The sequence below is a fragment of the Streptomyces sp. DH-12 genome (assembly GCF_002899455.1).
In the GTDB taxonomy this organism is placed as follows: domain Bacteria; phylum Actinomycetota; class Actinomycetes; order Streptomycetales; family Streptomycetaceae; genus Streptomyces.
Window position 1 is genome coordinate 6,297,134 of sequence record NZ_PPFB01000001.1, and the last position, 20,688, is coordinate 6,317,821.

Annotated in this window: 13 protein-coding genes; 9 read left to right on the forward strand and 4 right to left on the reverse strand. The window is 74.6% G+C overall.

Features of this window, described 5'->3' with window-relative positions:
• Positions 1–36: 36 nt before the first annotated feature.
• Together C1708_RS27395 and C1708_RS27400 are read right to left on the reverse strand one after the other, a co-directional pair.
• Positions 37–861, reverse strand: a complete 825-nt coding sequence (locus C1708_RS27395) for a putative hydro-lyase (RefSeq protein WP_106416506.1) — start codon at positions 859–861, stop codon at positions 37–39.
• A gap of 29 nt (positions 862–890) precedes the next feature.
• Positions 891–2,213 carry an MFS transporter gene (locus tag C1708_RS27400; protein ID WP_106415192.1) on the reverse strand — a complete coding sequence of 441 codons (1,323 nt, stop codon included), beginning with the start codon at positions 2,211–2,213 and terminating at the stop codon, positions 891–893.
• A gap of 132 nt (positions 2,214–2,345) precedes the next feature.
• On the opposite strand from C1708_RS27400, the gene C1708_RS27405 reads away from it, so the two are divergent.
• From C1708_RS27405 to C1708_RS27420, 4 genes are all read left to right on the forward strand, one after another.
• Entirely contained in the window at positions 2,346–3,041 is a 696-nt protein-coding gene (locus C1708_RS27405; protein WP_106415193.1) for a GntR family transcriptional regulator, read from the forward strand.
• A gap of 104 nt (positions 3,042–3,145) precedes the next feature.
• Positions 3,146–4,672, forward strand: coding sequence for a hypothetical protein (locus C1708_RS27410; RefSeq protein ID WP_106415194.1), 1,527 nt, complete (start codon positions 3,146–3,148; stop codon positions 4,670–4,672).
• A 97-nt stretch (positions 4,673–4,769) separates the two neighbouring features.
• Complete coding sequence (locus C1708_RS27415) at positions 4,770–5,651, forward strand: hypothetical protein (RefSeq protein ID WP_106415195.1); 882 nt, start codon at positions 4,770–4,772, stop codon at positions 5,649–5,651.
• A gap of 33 nt (positions 5,652–5,684) precedes the next feature.
• Positions 5,685–10,310 (forward strand): coiled-coil domain-containing protein, encoded by a 4,626-nt coding sequence (locus C1708_RS27420; protein WP_106415196.1) that lies wholly within the window; start codon positions 5,685–5,687, stop codon positions 10,308–10,310.
• 378 nt (positions 10,311–10,688) lie between these two features.
• Here C1708_RS27420 and C1708_RS27425 read toward each other — a convergent pair whose 3' ends face one another.
• Together C1708_RS27425 and C1708_RS27430 are read right to left on the reverse strand one after the other, a co-directional pair.
• The gene (locus C1708_RS27425) at positions 10,689–11,483 is read right to left on the reverse strand and encodes an IclR family transcriptional regulator (RefSeq protein ID WP_198602607.1); all 795 of its coding nucleotides are present in this window, start codon (positions 11,481–11,483) and stop codon (positions 10,689–10,691) included.
• A 107-nt stretch (positions 11,484–11,590) separates the two neighbouring features.
• Complete coding sequence (locus tag C1708_RS27430) at positions 11,591–12,136, reverse strand: hypothetical protein (RefSeq protein ID WP_106415197.1); 546 nt, start codon at positions 12,134–12,136, stop codon at positions 11,591–11,593.
• Positions 12,137–12,554: 418 nt separating this feature from the next.
• On the opposite strand from C1708_RS27430, the gene C1708_RS27435 reads away from it, so the two are divergent.
• The 5 genes from C1708_RS27435 to C1708_RS27455 are packed head-to-tail and all read left to right on the forward strand — an operon-like array spanning position 12,555 to position 20,669.
• Positions 12,555–15,569, forward strand: a complete 3,015-nt coding sequence (locus C1708_RS27435) for a nitrate- and nitrite sensing domain-containing protein (protein WP_106415198.1) — start codon at positions 12,555–12,557, stop codon at positions 15,567–15,569.
• Positions 15,566–16,000 carry a roadblock/LC7 domain-containing protein gene (locus C1708_RS27440; RefSeq protein WP_106415199.1) on the forward strand — a complete coding sequence of 145 codons (435 nt, stop codon included), beginning with the start codon at positions 15,566–15,568 and terminating at the stop codon, positions 15,998–16,000. The genes C1708_RS27435 and C1708_RS27440 overlap by 4 nt, the downstream gene beginning before the upstream one ends.
• A gap of 9 nt (positions 16,001–16,009) precedes the next feature.
• The gene (locus C1708_RS27445; RefSeq protein WP_106415200.1) at positions 16,010–16,405 is read left to right on the forward strand and encodes a DUF742 domain-containing protein; all 396 of its coding nucleotides are present in this window, start codon (positions 16,010–16,012) and stop codon (positions 16,403–16,405) included.
• 24 nt (positions 16,406–16,429) lie between these two features.
• A complete protein-coding gene (locus tag C1708_RS27450; RefSeq protein WP_106415201.1) occupies positions 16,430–20,083 on the forward strand; it encodes a hydantoinase B/oxoprolinase family protein in 3,654 nt (1,217 codons plus the stop codon).
• A complete protein-coding gene (locus tag C1708_RS27455) occupies positions 20,064–20,669 on the forward strand; it encodes a GTP-binding protein (protein ID WP_106415202.1) in 606 nt (201 codons plus the stop codon). Before C1708_RS27450 ends, C1708_RS27455 begins: the two co-directional genes overlap by 20 nt.
• Positions 20,670–20,688 lie beyond the last annotated feature (19 nt).

Genomic DNA, 20,688 nt, shown 5'->3' on the forward strand with positions numbered 1-20,688 from the left:
GCGGATGAGGGCCGGCGGGCGCCGTGCGGGTGCCGGTCAGACCACGCGGAACTGCTCGTCCCGCGCGTCGCCCACGAACATCCGGCCCGGCGCGTGCGTGAGGGCGAACGGCGGCCGGGAGGCCATGACCGCCGCCTGGGGGGTGACCCCGCAGGCCCAGAACACCGGGATGTCGTCCGGTGCGAGGTCCACCCGGTCCCCGAAGTCGGGACGGTCCAGGTCGTCGACGCCCAGCGCGGACGGGTCGCCGCAGTGCACCGGACCGCCGTGCACGGCGGGCATCAGACTGCTCTCCCGGATGGCGGCGTCGAGGTGTTCCGGCGGCACGGGCCGCATCGACACCACCATCGGGCCGCTCAGCCGCCCCGCCGGGCGGCACTGCCACGTCGTCACGTACATCGGGACGTTCCGGCCCTGCTCCAGGTGGCGCAGCGGCACGCCGGCCGTCGCGAGCGCCCACTCGAAGGTGAAGCTGCAGCCGATGAGGAACGACACCAGATCGTCCCGCCAGTACGCCCGCACGTCCGTCGGCTCGTCCACCAGCTCGCCGTGCTCCCACACCCGGTAGCGCGGCAGGTCGGTGCGCAGGTCGGCGTCCGGGGCGAGCACGGTGGTGGCGGAACCGGCGTCGGTGACGTCGAGGACCGGACACGCGCGCGGATTGCGCTGGCAGAACAGCAGCATGTCGTACGCCCAGTCGGCGGGCACGGAGACCAGGTTGGCCTGGGTGTACCCGGCGGCCACGCCGGCCGTGGGCATCGCCAGGCCCTCCCGGAAGCGGGCGCGGGCCGTCCGCGGGCTCCACGCGCGCGCGGTGTCGTCGGCGAGGTGGCCGGCGAGCACCACAGGGCGCTCGTCCACGGCGGTGCGGACGGTGTCGTCGGCGGCGTTCACTCCAGCTCCTTCCCGCGCGTCTCCGGCAGCCCCAGCAGCGCCAGCGCGGCCAGGCCGTAGCCGATCGCGCCGAAGACCAGGGCGCCGCCGACGCCCCAGCCGTCGGCGAGGAAGCCGACGGTGGTGGGGAAGACGGCTCCGACGGCGCGGCCGGTGTTGTAGGTGAAGCCCTGGCCGGTGCCGCGCACGGCCGTCGGGTACAGCTCGCTCAGGTAGGAGCCGAAGCCGCTGAAGATGGCCGACATGCAGAACCCGAGCGGGAAACCGAGGACGAGGACCAGGGTGTTCGCGCCGTTCGGGATGTTCGTGTACGCCACGATGCACACCGCCGACAGCAGGGCGAACAGCCAGATGTTGCGCCGGCGGCCCAGCCGGTCCGTGAGGTGACCGCCCGTCAGGTACCCGAGGAACGCGCCCGAGATGAGGAATGTGAGGTAGCCGCCGGTGCCCACGACCGACAGGCCGCGCTCGGTCTTGAGGTAGGTCGGCACCCAGGTGGCGAGGGTGTAGTAACCGCCCTGCACGCCGGTGGAGAGCAGGACCGCGAACAGGGTGGTGCGCAGCAGACCGGGAGAGCCCGCGCGGGCCGGCTGGAAGATCGCCGCGAACGATCCCTTGTGCACGCTGTTCTCCCGGGCGGCGGCCGCCTCCGGCGCGTCCTGCACGCTGCGCCGCACCCACACCACGAGCAGCGCGGGCAGCGCGCCGGTCCAGAACATCACGCGCCAGGCCAGGTCGTCGTCGACCAGGGAGAAGATCGCCGTGTAGACGATCACGGCCAGGGCCCAGCCGACGGCCCAGGAGCTCTGCACCGCGCCGAGGGTGCGGCCCCGGTGCCGGGCGCCGGCGTACTCGGCGACCAGGATCGCGCCGACCGCCCACTCGCCGCCGAAGCCGAGGCCCTGCAGGGCGCGGAAGACCAGCAGCGTCTCGTAGTTGGGGGCGAAGCCGCAGGCCACGGTGAACACCGCGTAGGTGATCACCGTCAGCAGCAGCGCCCTGACCCGGCCGATGCGGTCCGCCAGCACACCCGCGAGGGCGCCGCCGACCGCCGAGACGAGCAGGGTCACGGTCGTCAGCAGACCGGTCTGGCCGCTGTTCAGGCCGAAGTACGCGGACAGCGCCACCATCGTCAGTGGCAGCGTGAAGTAGTCGTACGAGTCCAGGGCGTAACCGCCGAACGCGCCGCCGAACGCGCGTCGGCCGCGCGGACCGAGTGCGCGCAGCCAGCCGAACGCCCCGTCCTCGGACGGGGGTCCGGGCTTGACGGGGGGTGGGGAGCCGGTGAGGGCGTGGGGCGGAGGAGGGGTCGTGCTCATGGGCACCTCGCAGAAAGGACGGGGGTGCGGGAAAGGAGTGAGCCGTGCCGGTGCCCAGCAAGGTAGAGGATCGTTGAACGATCCTTCAATACCCCTGTTGTCTCGTTCTTCCGCGTGCGCTTGAATTCAGGCATGGCAGAGCAGACGAGCGGACTCGCCGACGACCGCGCCCTGTTGGGCCGCACCAGCACCGCCGAGCGCGTCGCGGACATCCTCAGGAGCCGCATCGCCGAGGGGTTCTTCCCGCCCGGCACCCGGCTGTCGGAGGACAGCATCGGCGGCGCCCTCGGGGTCTCCCGCAACACGCTGCGCGAGGCGTTCCGGCTGCTCACCCATGAACGGCTGCTCGTCCACGAGCTCAACCGGGGCGTGTTCGTCCGGGTGCTGACCGTCGAGGACGTCGAGGACATCTACCGCACCCGCCGGCTCGTCGAGTGCGCCGTCGTCCGCGGGCTGGGCGAGCCGCCCTACGCCCTCGACGGGCTCGCCGGGGCGGTCGCGCAGGGGCAGCGGGCGGCGCGCGAAGGTGACTGGAAAGCGGTGGGCACGGCCAACATCCACTTCCACCAGGAGCTGGTCGCCCTCGCCTCCGGCGAGCGCACCGCCGAGCTGATGCGCAGCGTCTTCGCCGAACTGCGGCTCGCCTTCCACGTGGTGGACGAGCCGCAGCGGCTGCACGAACCGTACATCGCGCGAAATGTCGAGATCCTCCAGGCCCTTCAGGCGGGCGACCGGGACGCGGCCGAGCGCCTGCTCGCGGCCTACCTCGACCTGTCGTTGGAACGGGTGGTGGAGGTCTACCGCCGCCGGGTCGGGGACGGGGAGTAGGACCGCGGGGAAACCGGCCGGTGCGGGTGGTCCGCAGGCCGCGGGAACGGGGCGCTTCTGCCTCGTTTGGGCCGTTGTCGGACCGAGGACCTAGTCTGTGCACCGTGACTTCGCCTGCATCGACGGACAGCGTTCCGCCCCAGCTCAGCGCGGGGCCGCGCCCCGCGCCGGGCCCGGCCGCCGACGAAGGACTGGCGCGGCGGCTGCGCGCGCTCGCGTGCACCGCGCCGCTGCACGACCTGGACGCCCGCAAGGCCAATCTCGCGGGCGAGTACTCGGTGTACGGCATGGCGGAGATCGCCCTCGCCGCCATCGACCTGGTCACGCTCACCATGGACTTCGACACCGGCGCCGACCACGAGCAGATCGTCGCCCGGCTCGTCCCGCGCGCCGCCGCGCAGGCCCCCGACCGCCCCGCCGCCGAGCACGAGCGGGTGGCCCGCTGGGTCCTGGAGAACCTGATCAACGTCGGCAGCGTCGACCGCGGCTTCCGCGCCGTGTACGGCGTGTTCGGCCCGGACGGCACGTACGTCCGCCGCGACTACGACTTCAAGCTGATCGAAGAGGTCCCGGGACCCGGCGGCACGGTGTACCTGCGCACCACCGACGAGGCGGTCAACGTCCTGGTCGGCGCCCTCGACACGGACGTCACCAGCGCCCAGATCGCCGCCGAGGTCAAGCTCGAGGTGCTGATCAGCCGGGGCAGGCTCGCCGACGCCCAGCTCGCCGCCGAGCAGGCCCGCTACCGCACGGTGCAGTACTCCGAGACCCTGCGCCGCGCCCTGGAGGCCACCCGGCGCAACGTCCGCGCGGTGGACTGGCTCAGCGCCGTGCCCGACATGATCGCCGAGGCGCTCGACCACGTCGCCGACCGCTACCGCCACGAGAACGCGATCCTCACCAACATCCGCAAGGCCCGCGACGAGTCCGAGGACCCCGGGCACAAGCGCCGCGCCGCCGAGCTGGTGGACATCGTCAAGGACTGCATCCGCCGTCACACCCAGCTGCAGTCCCGGCTGCTGGAGGCCGGCCCGCTGTTCCGCGCCGAGCAGGACCGGCAGGCCTTCGCCACCCCCGCCGCGGCCGCCGGCACCGACCTCTACGGCCAGCTCCTCGCGCCCCTGCTGCCGCTCCCCGTGGAGCAGGCGTCCCGGGTCACCGACGCGTTCTTCGCCCACGGCACCGGACTGCGCACACCCGTGTCCGTCCGGGTCGCCGACCTCGTCGAGATCCTGCTGACCCCGCCCGTGGAGCGGGAGCACCTCGGTGCCGAGATGCCCGAGCCGGACCTCATCGCCACCCCCGACGACAGCCGTTTCAGCGAGGAGCAGCTCGCGGCCGCCACCGAACTGCTGGACCTCCCGGCCGACGCGCCGCGCCGGCTGTCCGGGCTGCTCGCCGAGGCCCGCCGCAAGGACCCCGAGCTGCCCTACCTGGTCGCCCTGCTGGCGGTCCACGCCGCCAGCCCGCCGGTCGGCACCGCCTACCGCCAGGGGGAGCGGAAACTGCTGTTCGCCGTGGACGACGGCACCGCACTCGACGACCCCGAGTTCGGCGGCGCCGACCTCATCGTGGGCACGGCCCTGCTGGACGCGGCGGGCATGGCCGCGGACCGTGCGGAGGCGGCGTGACCGCGACCCGAGCAGCCCGCGGCGACACCCCCCGCACCGATCCCGTCCGCACCGATTCCGCCCGCACCGATTCCGCCCGCACCGAGGAGCCCCGACCGTGACCGAGCACGCCGACTGGAGCGAGCCGGAGCCCGCGGCGACGCCGGCGAGCACCGTCGTCACGCCCGCCGACGCCGCCGACGCGGCCCGGCTCGTCGCCTTCGGCCTCCAGCCCAAGCTCCAGCCCGCCCGCGACCAGGAGTACGCCGACCTGCTGCGCCGCTACCGGGAGGACCCGCCGTTCGCGCGGCTCGCCGACGCCGTGGCCACCGGCCTCGGACTCGTCGTCCTGGAGGTGTCCCCGCGCGCCGGCATGGCCGTCACCGCCGCCGAGGACTCCGTCTTCGCCGTCCGCATGGGCGACTACGCGCGCCGCGCCTCCGCCGACGGCGGCGACCGCTTCCTGCACGGACTCGCCCACCTCGCCGTCGCCGCCATGGCCTTCCCCCGCCCCGAGGACCTCGCCGACGACGGCTACATCGGACGCGTCACGGTCAACGGCGTCGACGCCTTCGTCCGCCAGGCCTGCCACCGACTGGAGGAGCGGGCCGCCGAACAGGGCGAGAACACCGACCCGGCCACCGACGCCCCCGGACTCGAGGCCGCCTGGCGGATCTGGTCCCGGCGCAGCGCCACCGGCGCCACCAAGGACGCCCGCCGCCTGGCCGGATCCACCACCGGCATCGTCGCCAAGGCCGTCTCCTTCCTCACCGACTCCGGCTTCCTCCAGCGCACCGGCGACGACAACGGCGGCACCTACCGCACCACCGCCCGCTACCAGCTCCAGGTCCGCGACATGGCGGGCAGCGCCGCCATGGCCGAACTGCTCGACCTCGGCGTCGTCCCCGTCACCGACGGCACCCCCACCCTGCTGCCGCCCGAGGACGGCGACGACCTGGACCTGGTCGCCGACGCCGGCCTCCCCTTCCACTCCGTCTGACCCCCACCCCACGAAGCCTCACGAGAGTCCGCCATGTACGAGCTGTCCCGGGTCCGCCTCTACTCCATCGGACCGGCGGGCGCACGCTACGCCGACACCGTGCTCGACCTGCGCGGCGTCGGCGCCACCGTGCCGAACCCGGCGCCGACGCAGGCGGAGTTCTTCGCGGACGAGCCCGTCGGCCCGCCCCGCAGGCCCGCGCCCGCCGGCGTGCTCTTCCTGGAGAACGGCGGCGGCAAGTCCGTCCTGCTGAAGCTGATCTTCTCCGTGATGCTCCCCGGGCACCGCAACACCCTCGGCGGCGCCAGCTCCGGCGTGCTGCGCAAGTTCCTGCTCGCCGACGACTGCGGCCACGTGGCGCTCGAATGGCAGCACGTGCAGACCGGCGAGTGCGTCGTCGTCGGCAAGGTCAGCGAATGGCGCGGCCGCCAGGTCTCCAACGACCCGCGGAAGTTCGCCGAGGCCTGGTACTCCTTCCGCCCCGGTCCCGGCCTCAGCCTGGACAACCTCCCCGTCGCCGAGGCCACCTCCGTGCGCCCGCCCGTCGAGGGCCAGTCCGGTGCCCGTGGCCGGCGCCGCACCATGAAGGGCTTCCGTGACGCCCTCACCGAGGCGGGCAAGACCTACCCGCACCTGGAGGTGCACTGGGAGGAGATCCACGAACGCTGGACCGAACACCTCGGTGACCTCGGACTCGACCCCGAACTCTTCCGCTACCAACGGGAGATGAACGCAGACGAGGGCGAGGCGGCCGGTCTCTTCGCGGTGAAGAAGGACTCCGACTTCACCGACCTGCTGCTGCGCGCCGTCACCGACACCCGCGACACCGACGGACTCGCCGACCTGGTCAGCGGCTTCGGCAACAAGCTGGGCCGGCGTGCCGAACTCATCGCCGAACGGGACTTCACCGCCGGGTCCGTCGACCTGCTCGGCCGCATCGTCGAGGCCGCCGACGCCCGCACCCGGGCCCGGGAGATCCACGCCTCCGCCGAGCGCCGCACCCGCACCCTCGCCCGCCGGCTCTCCGCGCGGGGCGCCCAGGAGCGGGAGCGCGCGGCCGACCTCGCCCACCGCGTCACCGCCGCCGCGCACGCGGTCACCCAGGCCGAGACCGCCCGCGGGCACAGCGCCCGTGTCTCCGCCGAACTCGCCTACCGGCACGCCTCGTTGGCGCTCGCCGCCGCCGAGAAGTCCGCCGCCGCCCAGAAGCGCGAACTGGCCGACGCGCGCACGCTCCACTCCGCCTGGCAGGCCGCCGAGTCCGTGCTGCGCCACCGGGCCGCCGCCGACCGGGTGGCGCGGGTGTCCGCCGCGATCCAGGAGGCCGAGCGGGACGCCGCCCCGGCCCTCGCCGCACGCGCCAAGGCCGCCGTCGACCTGGTCCGCGCCCTGCACGCCGCCGCGCGGAACGCCGAGAACCACGCCAACGAGGAGGAGGCGCGCTCCGCCGCCCTGCAGGAGGCCGGCGACGGCGCCCACCGCGACTCCACCGCCGCCGCCACCGAGGCGCAGCGCGCCCGCAGCGAGATCGGCCACCTGCGGCAGCGGCTCGCCGAGGTCGAGCAGGAGACCGCCGAGGCCGTCCGGGCCGGCTGGCTCGACGACAGCGCCCCCGACGCCGACCCGGCCCGCGCCGCCCTCGCGGCCAGCGACGCCGAGAAGACCGCCGTCGCAGCCTGGGACACCGCCCGCGAGTCCGCCCGCCGGGCTACCGAGCACGCCCGTGAGACGGCCGCCGCCGAGAGCCGCGCGGAACTCACCGCCGCCCGCGCCGCCGACGCGGCCACGGCGGCCGAGCGCGCCCACGACAGCGAGCGGCGCACCGCCGAGGCCCTCGCCGCCGAACAGCGGCTGGCGGAGCTGCTGAGCCTGCCGGGCGCCTCCGGCAAGCGCCGGGCGGCCGTGCCGGGCCGGCACACGGACACCGACACGGCGGGGAGCGGTCCCCACGAGGGCGGACTGAGCGCGGAGGAACTCGACCGGTTCGCCGACGAGCTGCGCGAACTGCTCGACGACGCCGTGTCCTCGGCGGAGCGGCAGCTGTTCGAGCTGCGCACCGCCGCCGCGGACGACGCCCGCATCCTCGGCGCCCTCGGCGACGGCGGACTGCTGCCGCCCGGCCCCGACGTACTGGCCACCGTCGAGTTCCTCGGCGAGCACGGCATCCCCGCCCTCCCCGGGTGGCGCTACCTCGCCCAGGCCGTCGACCCCGCCGACCACGCGCGCGTGCTGGCGGCCCGCCCCGAACTCGTCGACGGCGTCGTCATCACCGACCCCGACTCCCACGTCCGCGCCCGCGAGGCGCTCGGCGACGCCGCCCTGCTGCCCCGGTCCGCCGTCGCCGTCGGCACCGCAGCCGCCCTGCTCGCGCCCACGCCCGCGTCCGACTCCGGCGACGTGTTCCTCGTACCGCCGAACCCGGCCATGCACGACGAGCACGCCGCCGACGAGGAGCGGCAGGCGCTGCGCGCCCGCGCCGCCGAGCGGGACGAGGAGATCCGGACGCTCGCCGCCCGGCTCGGCAAGGACCGCGAACTCGCCGCCCGGCTCGCCTCCTGGCGCACCGGCTGCCCGGCCGGACGCCTCGCCGAACTGGCCGCCACGGCCGAGCGGGCACGGACCTTCGCCGAGGAGGCCGAGGCCGAACTCGCGGAGGCGCGCAGCCTCCGGGCGGAGGCCGAGGAAGCGGCCGCCGAGGCGGCCCGGGTCCGGGACGAACGGCAGGAGGCGGCCCAGAAGGCCCGGCGCGCCGCCGACGCCCTCGCCGGGCTCGCCTTCCGGCTGCGCGAACGCGCCGGATGGCAGGCCAAGCTGCGCGAACTGGCCGACGACGCCGCCGAGGCGGAGGCCCGCGCCCAGTCCTGCCTGGAGCGGGCCCGTGCCGCGGACGAGGACCGGCGCGCCGCCCAGCGTGCCGCCGACGACGCCCGGCGCACCGCCCGCGCCCTGCGCGCCGAGCGCGCCGAGATCGCCGGCGCCCCCGACGACCTGCCCGAGGACGGCGACGGCGCCCCGCAGGCGTCCCTGCCCGCCCTGCGGGAGGCCTACCGCGCCGCGTCCCAGGTGTACGAGAAGGTCGGCGTCGGCGCCGACCTGCGCGCCGAGCAGGCCCGCGCGGAGAGCGACGAGAGCGCCGCGCGCGCCGAACTGGACCGGCTCAGCAACAAGGTCCGCACCCGCGCCGAGCAGCTGCTGGAGTCGCCCGACGGGGCCGACGGGCCCAGCCGGCAGGCCGCCGCGGCCCGCGCCGAGGAACTGGTGCAGCTGCTGGAGACCCGCATGTCCGGCGCGAGCGAGCAGCTCGGCCGGCTCCGCGGCGAGGCCGAGCGGCTCGCCCCGGCGGACGGCGAGGCGCACACCGAGCTGCCCGAGGAACTGGTCCCGCGCGACGCCGAGCACGCCCAGGCCCTCCTGCGCACCGCCACCGCCGAACTCGCCGCCTGTGAGGAGCAGTTGCGCCAGGCCCGGGAGGCGCACGCCGAACTCCTCGCCACCCACCGGGCCGCCGAGGACGCGGCCGGCGGCTTCGACGAGATCGCCGCCATGCTCCGCGACCTGCTGCGCGAGCACGCCGCCGAGGAGGAGCAGGAGCAGCCCGAGGCCTACCCCGGCGGTCTCGACGACGCCCGGCGGTCCGCCGCCGAGGCACGCCGCTCGCTGCGCGGCTGCGCCGCCGACCTGTCCGCCGCCGAGGCCGCGGTGCGCGAGGCCGGCGACGTGCTGGTGCGGCACGCCAACTCCACCCGGTACGAACAGGTCCGCACCCCGGCCCGCCAGCAGATCCGCGAACTGCCCGCCTCCGCGCTGCCGGAGCACGCCAGGAAGTGGGCCGACGCCTTCGCCCCCCGGCTGCGGGTGCTCACCGACGAGCTGGAGCAGCTGGAGCGCAACCGCGACTCGATCGTGGACCGGCTGCGCGGCCTGGTCGAGTCCGCCCTCGCCACCCTCCGCTCCGCCCAGCGGCTGTCCCGGCTGCCGGAGGGCCTGGGGGAGTGGTCCGGGCAGGAGTTCCTGCGCATCCGTTTCGAGGAACCCGACCAGGCCACCCTCACCGAGCGCCTCGGCGAGGTCATCGACGAGGCCACCCGGGCAGCCGTCAAGAAGAACTCCGACCTGCGGCGGGACGGCATGTCCCTGCTCCTGCGCGGGGTCGCCGCGGCCCTGCGGCCCAAGGGCGTCGCCGTGGAGATCCTCAAGCCCGACGCGGTGCTGCGCGCCGAGCGGGTGCCGGTCGGGCAGATGGGCGACGTCTTCTCCGGCGGGCAGCTGCTCACCGCGGCCATCGCCCTGTACTGCACGATGGCCGCGCTGCGCTCGAACGACCGGGGCCGCGACAAGCACCGGCACGCGGGGACGCTGTTCCTCGACAACCCCATCGGCCGGGCCAACGCCACCTACCTGCTGGAGCTCCAGCGGGCGGTCGCCGACGCGCTCGGCGTCCAGCTGCTGTACACCACCGGCCTGTTCGACACCACGGCCCTGGCCGAGTTCCCGCTGGTCATCCGCCTCCGCAACGACGCCGACCTGAGGGCGGGCCTGAAGTACATCAGCGTGGAGGAACACCTCCGCCCCGGCCTCCCCCAGCCGGACCCGGGCCAGGAGACCCACAGCGAGATCACCGCCACCCGCATGTTCAAACGGCCGGCCGCGACGACCTGAGCGGCGGCCGCGAAGCACCTCGCGGCGCCGTGACCGCCGGTCGCTTCGGCTGCGGGGCCGGGGCTGCCACGCCCCGCCACGCACCGGGTCCCACTCCCCGGTGCCGGCCGCTCGCGTTGGCGTGACCGGCCGGTCCGCGCTCGGGGCCACGGGTGAAACGTCCCGGGCGCGCCGGACGGTCCGTGCTCGAGTGGGCCGCCCGCCCGCCCCGACCGCCCATCACGCGGTCCCCGGCGGCATGACCTTCGACGCCGTGGTCCCCGACGCGTCGAGCCTGACGACCCGCGCGGCGCCGCCAAGGGCGTGACGTGCCGCCCCGCCCCGCTCGGGTGCGCGGTGGCGCCGGCCGTCCGGCGTCGCCCTCGCCGCGGGCGGCGCCTAGAAGCCGTACCCCATCCGCCGCGACAGCTCCTCCGCTGCGGCCGCCGTCCTGGCGCCCAGCCGGGGCAGGCGATCCGGCGTCATCCGGAACACCGGGCCCGAGACGCTGATCGCGGCGATCACCGCGCCGTCGTGCGCGTGGACCGGTGCCGCGACGGCGACGAGTCCCAGTTCGAGCTCCTCGCGCGTCGCCGCGTACCCCTGCTCCGACACCCGCTCCAGCTCGTCGCGCAGCACGGACGCCTCCGTGACGGTGTGCTCCGTGAACCGGCGCAGCGGGCGGGCCAGATGGTCCTCGCGCAGCGCGGGCGCCATGTGGGCCAGGAACACCTTGCCGCTGGACGTCGCGTGCAGCGCTGTGCGCCGGCCCAGCCAGTCCTGCGCGGTCACGGCGGCCGTACCGCGCGCCTGCATGATGTTGACGGCGGCGTCCTCGTCCAGCACCGCGGTGTTCACCGTCTCGCCCAGCTCGTCGGCGAGGTCCCGGCAGACCGGGACGGCCTCCTGCGAGACGTCCAGCCGCACGGCCGCCGCGCCCGCGAGGCGCAGCACACCGGCCCCGAGGTGGTACTTGCCCCGGTCGCCGGCCTGCGCGACCAGACCGCGGTTCTCCAGAACGCCCAGCAGCCGGAACGCGGTGGAGCGGTGCACGCCCAGTTCGCCGGCGATCTCCGTGACCCCGGCCTCACCGCGCCGGGCGAGGATCTCCAGCACGCTCACCGCGCGGTCCACGGACCGCACGGCGCCGCTCGCGCTCTTCTCCCGCTCTCCGGGCCGTCCCGCACGGGTCATGGCCGGCCCCCATCCCTCCGAACGCCCGGTGCGCGCGGGCCGCCGGGCCGTCGCGCACCGCACTCACCTGTGCGTCGTACGGAACGTCACCCTACCGACGGCGCGTCCTACGGGTGCGACAACTGCCCGGCGCCGCCCCGCCGACGTATGCGGGCCCGCTCGCGCTCGGCGGCCCGCTGCTGACGGCGGGCCTGCCGCCGCTCGCGGCGCAGCGCCCGGGCCGTGCTGCTGGGCGTGGACACCACGCCGTGCCGCTGGTTCCACACCTGGCGGGTCACCCACACGTCGAGCACCGCCCAGGTGGCCGCGATGGTGCTGACCACGCTGCTGACGACCATCGGGAAGGCGAGCCAGGATCCGGCCAGCGTGCACAGCAGGGCCACCATGGCCTGGATCAGTGTCACCGCGATGACGAGCACCGACCGCACCGCGGCCGTCCGCACCGGATCGGGCATGCGGCGCCGTTTGGCCGGCTCCTCCACCCACAACGGCCGGTACGCCGGCCGGTCCTCGGCCGCTTCCCGGACGGGGCCGTCGTCCGCCCGCCGTCCGGCCGCGTCCGTCACACGCTCCGCCACCGCGGCGCCCCGCCGCGTCACATCCCGCGCCGCAGTGCCGTCCTCGGACGTCCCGCGCCGCTCCGCCGTGCCCATCACCGTGTCACTCCCCACCGCCGCCAGCCCACTGCCCATGTCCGAAGACCCGGCTCCCCATTGGCTGCCCGGCTTGCGCTGTTTTACGCCGCCCAGGTGCGGGACACGGCTCCTGTGGCCGATTCGGCCCCCATGTCCCACAGGTAAGGACGTGCGGAGCGTCGTGAAGATTCCCGGCCGGGAAAGTTTTCGGCCAACAGCCGCACGTGACCCGGTGGAAAGGGCCGGGAAACCCGTCCCGGGCTCCGGGAGGCGATCTCCCGCAATGGGCGGACAACTCAGCCTGTACCCACCGCCTGCCGGAACCCAACCCTCCGGCCGGGTCTTCGAGTTGACCCCGATGCGGTAGTAGGCTCGCGCCGTTTGTTGACGCACATGCGTGCCCTCGGTCACCCGAGGGGCCGAGCTGGGGGAGGCCATGCGCTTTCGCGGGAAGTCCATCCGCCGGAAGATCGTGGCGCTGCTTCTCGTGCCGCTGGTGTCCCTGACCACGCTCTGGGCCTTCACCACGGTGATCACGAGCCGCGAGGCGAGCCACCTGTTCGACGTGTCGTCCGTGATGGAGGAGGTCGGTTACCCGGTCGAGGACACCGTCCGCGTCCTCCAGCAGGAGCGCCGGCAGACCCTCGTCCATCTCGCCGACCCCCGCGCCGCCGACGGGCTCTCCGCCCTCAGGCGCAGCCGTACGGCCACCGACAAGGCCGTGGCCGCCGTCCGCCGGAGCGCGTCCGCCGACGGCGTGCGCGAGGCCATGCACGGCGGCTCCGGCAAACTCGACGCCGTCCTCGACTCGTTCGAGGGCATCCAGTCCCTCCGCCGCAGCGTCGACGACGGCACCGTCGACCGCCGCCAGGCCCTCGACCTCTACAACCGCCTCGTCGACCCCTGCTACGTGCTGCTGGCCGACCTGCACGTGGTCGAGGACGTCGGCCTCGACAAGCAGTACCGCGCCCTGGTGAACCTGGCCCGTGCCCGCGAACTGCTCGCCCGCCAGGACGCCCTGCTCGGCTCCGCGCTGATCGTCGGCGAGCTGACCCCCACCGAGGTGCGGGACGTCTCCGACCTGATGGCCCAGCGCACCCTGCTGTACGAGTCGGCGCTGCCGCAGCTCCCCGCGGACGAGCGCGACCGCTACGAGACGTTCTGGTCGAACGCCGCCACCGCCCCGCTGCGGGTCGGCGAGCAGGCGGCCGTCTTCGCCGAGAACGGCAAGCCCCGCGGGGTCACCGCCAAGACCTGGGACACCGCCGCCGGGGAGGTGCTGGAGGAACTCGCCACCCTCAACGACCAGGCCACCGACCGCTACCAGGAGCGGGTGCGGCCCGTCGCCGTGGGCGTCATCGCCAAGGCCGTCGCCGCCGGTGTGCTCGGCCTGGCCGCCCTGCTCGTCTCCCTGTTCCTCTCCGTGCGCGTGGGCCGCAAGCTCATCCGCGACCTCAGGCAACTGCGCCTGGAGGCCCACGAGGCGTCCGGGGTGCGGCTGCCCAGCGTGATGCGCCGCCTCTCGGCCGGCGAACAGGTCGACGTCGAGACCGAGGTCCCGCGCCTGGAGTACGACAAGAACGAGATCGGCGAGGTCGGCCAGGCCCTCAACACCCTGCAGCGCGCCGCCGTCGAGGCCGCGGTCAAGCAGGCCGAACTGCGGGCCGGCGTCTCCGAGGTCTTCGTCAACCTCGCCCGCCGCAGCCAGGTGCTGCTGCACAAGCAGCTCACCCTGCTCGACGCGATGGAGCGCCGGACGGACGACACCGAGGAACTCGCCGACCTGTTCCGGCTGGACCACCTGACCACCCGCATGCGCCGGCACGCCGAGGGCCTGGTCATCCTGTCCGGCGCCGCCCCCTCCCGCCAGTGGCGCAAGCCCGTGCAGCTCATGGACGTCGTACGCGCCGCCGTCGCCGAGGTCGAGGACTACGAGCGCATCGAGGTCCGACGGCTGCCCCGGGTCGCCGTCACCGGACCGGCCGTCGCCGACCTCACCCACCTGGTGGCCGAACTGCTGGAGAACGCCACGGTGTTCTCCCCGCCGCACACCGCGGTCCAGGTCGTCGGCGAGCGCGTCGGCAACGGCTTCACCCTGGAGATCCACGACCGGGGCCTCGGCATGGCCGCCGACGCGCTGCTCGACGCCAACCTCCGGCTCGCGGAGACACCGGAGTTCGAGCTGTCCGACACCGACCGGCTCGGCCTGTTCGTGGTCAGCCGGCTCGCCCGGCGCCAGAACGTCCGGGTCTCCCTCCAGCCGTCCCCGTACGGCGGCACCACGGCCGTCGTGTTCATCCCCGACGCGCTGCTCACCGACGACGTGCCCGACACCAACGGCGTCGGATTCCGCCTCGACCGCCCGCGCCGTACGGAGAAGGAACCGGCCGACAGCCGCCGCACCGGGCTCTCCCAGGTGCCCGTGGCCCTGCCCGGACTGCCCGCCTCCGTGCTGGACGGACCGGTCGAACTGGAGGCGCCCGTCGACCTGGACGCCCTCGACGGCTTCCCCGCCCTGGACGACGAGGACCGCGAGCACGGCGGTCTGTTCCGGTCCCGCCGCTCCCGCGCCGACGACGAGCGTCCCGGCAGCGACACCTCCGGACACGACACCGCGCGGTACGATCCCGCCCCGGACGACCGGGACGGGACGACCGGCGAGCGGGGGAGCGGCCCCGTGCCGCTCACCCGCCGGGCCGCCCCCAAGCTGGTCAGCTCCCACGGCCGCCCGGTCCGCGACCCGCGGGCCCGGGACGGACGGACGGACGACGACACCGCGGCCCCGCACACCCGTCCCGACGCGGACGAGCCCCCGCCGCTGCCCTCCCGGCGCCGCGGCGGCACCGGCCGACGGGCCATCGGCCGGGCCGGAGCGGAACCCGTGTCGGAGCTCCCCGCGCGTGACCCGGAGCAGCCGGGCACGGAGACACCGCCGCCCCTGCCCGCCCGCCGGCGCAGCACCGGTCCCGCCCGGCCCGGCCCCGGCGCGGGGAAGCGCGACGACACCCCCGCGCCCGCCGGTCCCGCACCCACCGGCCCCTCCCGCCGCCCCGCGGCCACCGGCGGCGGCCCCGACGACTCCCCTCCGGTCACCGGCGACACGTGCACCGAGGACACGGACACCGGCACACCGCGGCCCGACGGCGCACCACAGCCCGACGGCGCACCACAGCCCGACGGCGCACCACAGCCCGACGGCGCACCACAGCCCGACGGCGCAGCACTGCCCCGGCGCGTGCGGCAGGCCAGCCTGGCCCCGCAGCTCAAGCGCGACGCCGCGGCCCGGAAGACCGACCGGGCCCGGCCCGTCGAACGGGACGCGGACGAAGTACGCAGCCGCATGGCCTCGCTCCAGCGCGGCTGGCAGCGCGGCCGGGAGGAGAACGCCGCGGGCGACGACGCCGGCAGCGGCACAGCACCACGACGAAGGACTAAGGGGGACGGTCGATGACCGAACCGAGCGCCACCGGCCACACCGCGAACGACAAGGGGGAGCTGAACTGGCTCCTCGACGACCTGGTGGACCGCGTCGCCAGCATCCGCAAGGCGATCGTGCTCTCCGGCGACGGCCTGCCCACGGGGGCGTCCAAGGACCTCACCCGGGAGGACAGCGAACATCTGGCCGCCGTCGCCTCCGGCTTCCACAGCCTCGCCAAGGGCGTGGGCCGCCACTTCGAGGCCGGCGAGGTCCGCCAGACCGTCGTCGAGCTCGACGAGGCGTTCCTGTTCGTCACCGCCGCCGGGGACGGCAGCTGCCTCGCCGTCCTCGCCGACGCCGACTCCGACGTCGGCCAGGTGGCCTACGAGATGACCCTCCTGGTGAAGCGGGTCGGCGCACACCTGGGCGCCGCGCCACGCACCGATCTGCCCTCGAGCGGGTAGTGAACCGGCATGAGCGCTCACGGTCAGGGGAGAAGCCACTGGTTCGATGACGAGGCCGGACCGGTCGTCCGTCCGTACGCCATGACGCGGGGCCGCACCACCAGTGCGGCCCAGCACCGCCTCGACCTGATCGCCGTGGTCGTCGCGGAGCCGCACGCGGACGACCCGGAGGAGGACCCCACCCTCTCCCCGGAACACGTCGACATCGTCGGACTGTGCCGCGAGATCCCCCAGACGGTCGCCGAACTCGCCGCGGGACTCGACCTGCCGGTGGGCGTGGTCCGGGTCCTCGTCGGTGATCTCGTGGACGCGGAACTCGTCCACGTGAACCGGCCCGTCCCCCCGGCCGAGCTGCCGGACGAGAGTATTCTGCGCGACGTGATCAACGGCCTCCGGGCGCTGTGACCGGCGCGGAAGCGGGGTAGTGGCGTGACAGGCTGGCAGTTCTGGGTCGACCGAGGCGGCACCTTCACCGACATCGTCGCGCGCCGCCCCGACGGTCGGCTGCTCACCCGCAAGGTCCTCTCCGGCCACCCGGACCCGGGCCGCTCGGACCCGTCCGGCGCCGACGCGGCGGTGGCCGGCGTCCGCGCGCTGCTGAACGGCTCCGGCGACCCCGTCGACGTCGTCCGCATGGGGACCACCGTCGCCACCAACGCCCTCCTCGAACGCAAGGGCGAGCGCACCCTGCTGGTCGTCACCCGCGGCTTCCGCGACGCCCTGCGCATCGCCTACCAGAACCGCCCGCACATCTTCGCGCGCCGCATCGACCTGCCGTCACCGCTCCACGAGCGGGTCGTCGAGGTGGATGAACGCGTCGCCGCCGACGGCACCGTGCTGCGCGCCCCCGACCTCGACGCCCTCACCGGTCCGCTGCGGCAGGCGTACGACGACGGGATCCGGGCCGTCGCCGTGGTCTGCCTGCACAGCGACCGCCACCCCGCCCACGAACAGGCCGTCGGGGAACTCGCCGCCCGCATCGGCTTCCCGCAGGTCTCGCTGTCCAGCGAGGTCAGCCCGCTGATGAAGCTGGTGCCGCGCGGGGACACCGCCGTCGTCGACGCGTACCTCTCACCCGTGCTGCGCCGCTATGTGCGCCAGGTCGCCGACGCGCTCGAAGGCGTACGGCTGATGTTCATGCAGTCCAACGGCGGGCTCACCGAGGCCCGGCAGTTCCGCGGCAAGGACGCGATCCTGTCCGGACCCGCCGGCGGGATCGTGGGCATGGCCCGCATGTCGCGGCTCGCCGGCTTCGACCGGGTCATCGGCTTCGACATGGGCGGCACCTCCACCGACGTCTCCCACTTCGCCGGCGAGTACGAGCGCGTCCTCACCACCCAAATCGCGGGGGTCCGGCTGCGCGCGCCGATGCTCGACATCCACACCGTCGCCGCGGGCGGCGGCTCGGTGCTGCACTTCGACGGCTCCCGCTACCGCGTCGGCCCCGACTCGGCGGGAGCGGACCCCGGCCCCGCCTGCTACCGGCGCGGCGGCCCGCTCGCCGTCACCGACGCCAACGTCATGCTGGGCCGCATCCAGCCGGCCCACTTCCCGGCCGTGTTCGGCCCCGGCGGCGACCGGCCGCTCGACGCGGACGTGGTCCGCGAACGCTTCACCGCCCTCGCCCGCGAGATCCACGGGAGCACCGGCGACGACCGCACCCCCGAACAGGTCGCCGAGGGCTACCTCCAGATCGCCGTCGCCCATGTCGCGGCCGCGGTCAAGCGGATCTCCGTGCAGAAGGGCCACGACATCACCCGGTACGCCCTCACCACCTTCGGCGGGGCGGGCGGCCAGCACGCCTGCATGGTCGCCGACTCCCTCGGCATCCGCACCGTCCTCGTGCCCCCCATGGCGGGCGTGCTGTCCGCGCTCGGCATCGGCCTCGCCGACACCACCGCCATGCGGGAACGCTCCGTCGAGGCCCCGCTGGAGCCCGCCGCCATGCCCGCCGTCCACGGGACCGCCGACGAGCTGGAGGCGGCGGCCCGCGCCGAGCTCCTCGCCGAGGACGTCCCCGAGGAACGCGTCGAGGTCACCCGCCGGGCCCAGCTCCGCTACGACGGCACCGACACCACCCTCACCGTCGAGCTCACCGAGCCCGACACCATGCGGCGCGCCTTCGAGGACCGGCACCGCGCCACCTACTCCTTCACCCTCGACCGCCCGATCGTCGTCGAGGCGCTCTCCGTCGAAGCCACCGGCACCACCGACCCCCCTGATCTCTCCGCCCTGGCCACCTGGTCGGGGCGGCCCGCCGCACCCGTCACCGTCCGCCTCCACACCGGCGGCGCCTGGCGCGACGTGCCCCTCCACCGCCGCGAGGACCTCCCTCCCGGCGAGACCGTCACCGGCCCCGCGATCATCGCCGAGGACGGCTCCACCACCGTCGTCGACGACGGCTGGCGGGCCGCGACCACCGACGACGGGCACCTGGTCATGGAACGCGTCGCGGTCACGGAGAGTTCCGACGTCGGCACGGAGGCCGACCCGGTCCTGCTCGAGATCTTCCACAACCTCTTCATGTCCATCGCCGAACAGATGGGCGCCCGCCTGGAGTCCACCGCCCAGTCCGTCAACATCAAGGAGCGACTGGACTTCTCCTGCGCCCTCTTCGACCCCGACGGGAACCTGGTGGCCAACGCCCCGCACATCCCCGTCCACCTGGGCTCGATGGGCACCAGCGTCAAGGAGGTCATCCGACGGCGCGGCTCCGCCATGCGCCCCGGCGACGCCTACGCCGTGAACGACCCGTACCACGGCGGCACCCACCTGCCCGACGTCACCGTCATCACCCCCGTCTTCGGCACCGCACCCGAGGACGGCACGCGGCGGGACCCCGAGGTCCTCTTCCACGTCGCCTCCCGCGGCCACCACGCCGAGATCGGCGGCATCGCCCCCGGCTCCATGCCCGCGAACAGCCGCACCATCGACGAGGAGGGCGTCCTCTTCGACAACTGGCTGCTCACCGAGAACGGCCGGTTCCGCGAGGAGGAGACCCTGCGCCTGCTCACCGAGGCGCCCCACCCCTCCCGCGACCCGGCGACCAACCTCGCCGACCTGCGCGCCCAGATCGCCGCCAACCACAAGGGCGTCGAAGAGGTCGGCCGCATGATCGACACCTACGGCCTCGACGTCGTCCAGGCCTACATGCGGCACGTGCAGGACAACGCCGAGGAGGCGGTGCGCCGCGTCATCGACGCCCTGGACGACGGCGCGTACGCCTACGAGACCGACTCGGGCGCCGTCCTGCGCGTCACGGTGAGCGTGGACCGCGCCGACCGTTCCGCGACCATCGACTTCACCGGCACGTCCCCCCAGCTCGCCACCAATTTCAACGCGCCCTCCTCCGTCGTCGACGCGGCCGTCCTGTACGTCTTCCGCACCCTGGTCGCCGACGACATCCCGCTCAACGACGGCTGTCTGCGCCCGCTGCGCATCGTCGTCCCGCCCGGCTCCATGCTGGCGCCCGAACCCCCGGCCGCCGTCGTCGCGGGCAACGTCGAGACCTCACAGGCCGTCACCGGCGCCCTCTACGCGGCGCTCGGCGTCCAGGCCGAGGGATCCGGCACCATGAACAACGTCACCTTCGGCAACGCCCGCCACCAGTACTACGAGACCGTGGCGTCCGGTTCCGGCGCCGGCCACGGCCACCCCGGAGCCCCCGTCGTCCAGACGCACATGACCAACTCCCGGCTCACCGACCCGGAGATCCTGGAATGGCGGCTGCCGGTCCGGCTCGAGGAGTTCGCGGTGCGCCGGGGCAGCGGCGGCGCCGGACGGTGGCGCGGCGGTGACGGAGCCGTCCGCCGCATCCGCTTCCTGGAGCCCATGACGGTCTCCACGCTGTCCCAGCACCGCAGGGTGCCGCCCTACGGCATGGCCGGCGGGGCCCCCGGCGCGACGGGCGCCAACCGGATCGAGCGGGTCGACGGCACGGTCACCCCGCTCGCCGGCAGCGACTCGGCGGACGTCGGCCCCGGCGACGTCCTCGTCATCGAAACCCCCGGCGGCGGGGGATACGGCCCGCCGCCCGACCCTCGTCGAGCAGGAGAAGAGACCGATGATCCTCGGGCGTTCTGAGCGCGGCAAGCCCCCGGTCGAGCCCGTCACGCTCAAGATCCTGGTGGCCGGCGGCTTCGGCGTGGGCAAGACCACGCTCGTCGGCGCGGTCAGCGAGATCCGGCCGCTGCGCACCGAGGAGCTCCTCACCGAGGCCGGGCGGCCCCTCGACGACACCAGCGGTGTCGAGGCGAAGAGCACCACCACCGTGGCCATGGACTTCGGCCGCATCACGCTGCGCGAGGACCTGGTGCTGTACCTCTTCGGCACCCCCGGCCAGGAACGCTTCTGGTTCATGTGGGACGAGCTGTCCGAGGGCGCCCTCGGCGCGGTCGTCCTCGCCGACACCCGACGCCTTGAGGACTGCTTCGCCGCCGTCGACTACTTCGAGCGGCGGTCCATACCCTTCCTGGTCGGCGTCAACTGCTTCGAAGGCGCGGCCCGTTACCCGGAGGACGCGGTACGGCGGGCCCTCGACCTCGACGACGACGTGCCGCTGGTGCTGTGCGACGCGCGGGACCGCGAGTCGGTCAAGGAGGTCCTGGTCGGCGTCGTCCAGCACGCCATGACCCAGGCCGCCGAGCGGCGCCGCGCGGTCGCCACCTGACCGCGGCCGGACGACGCGG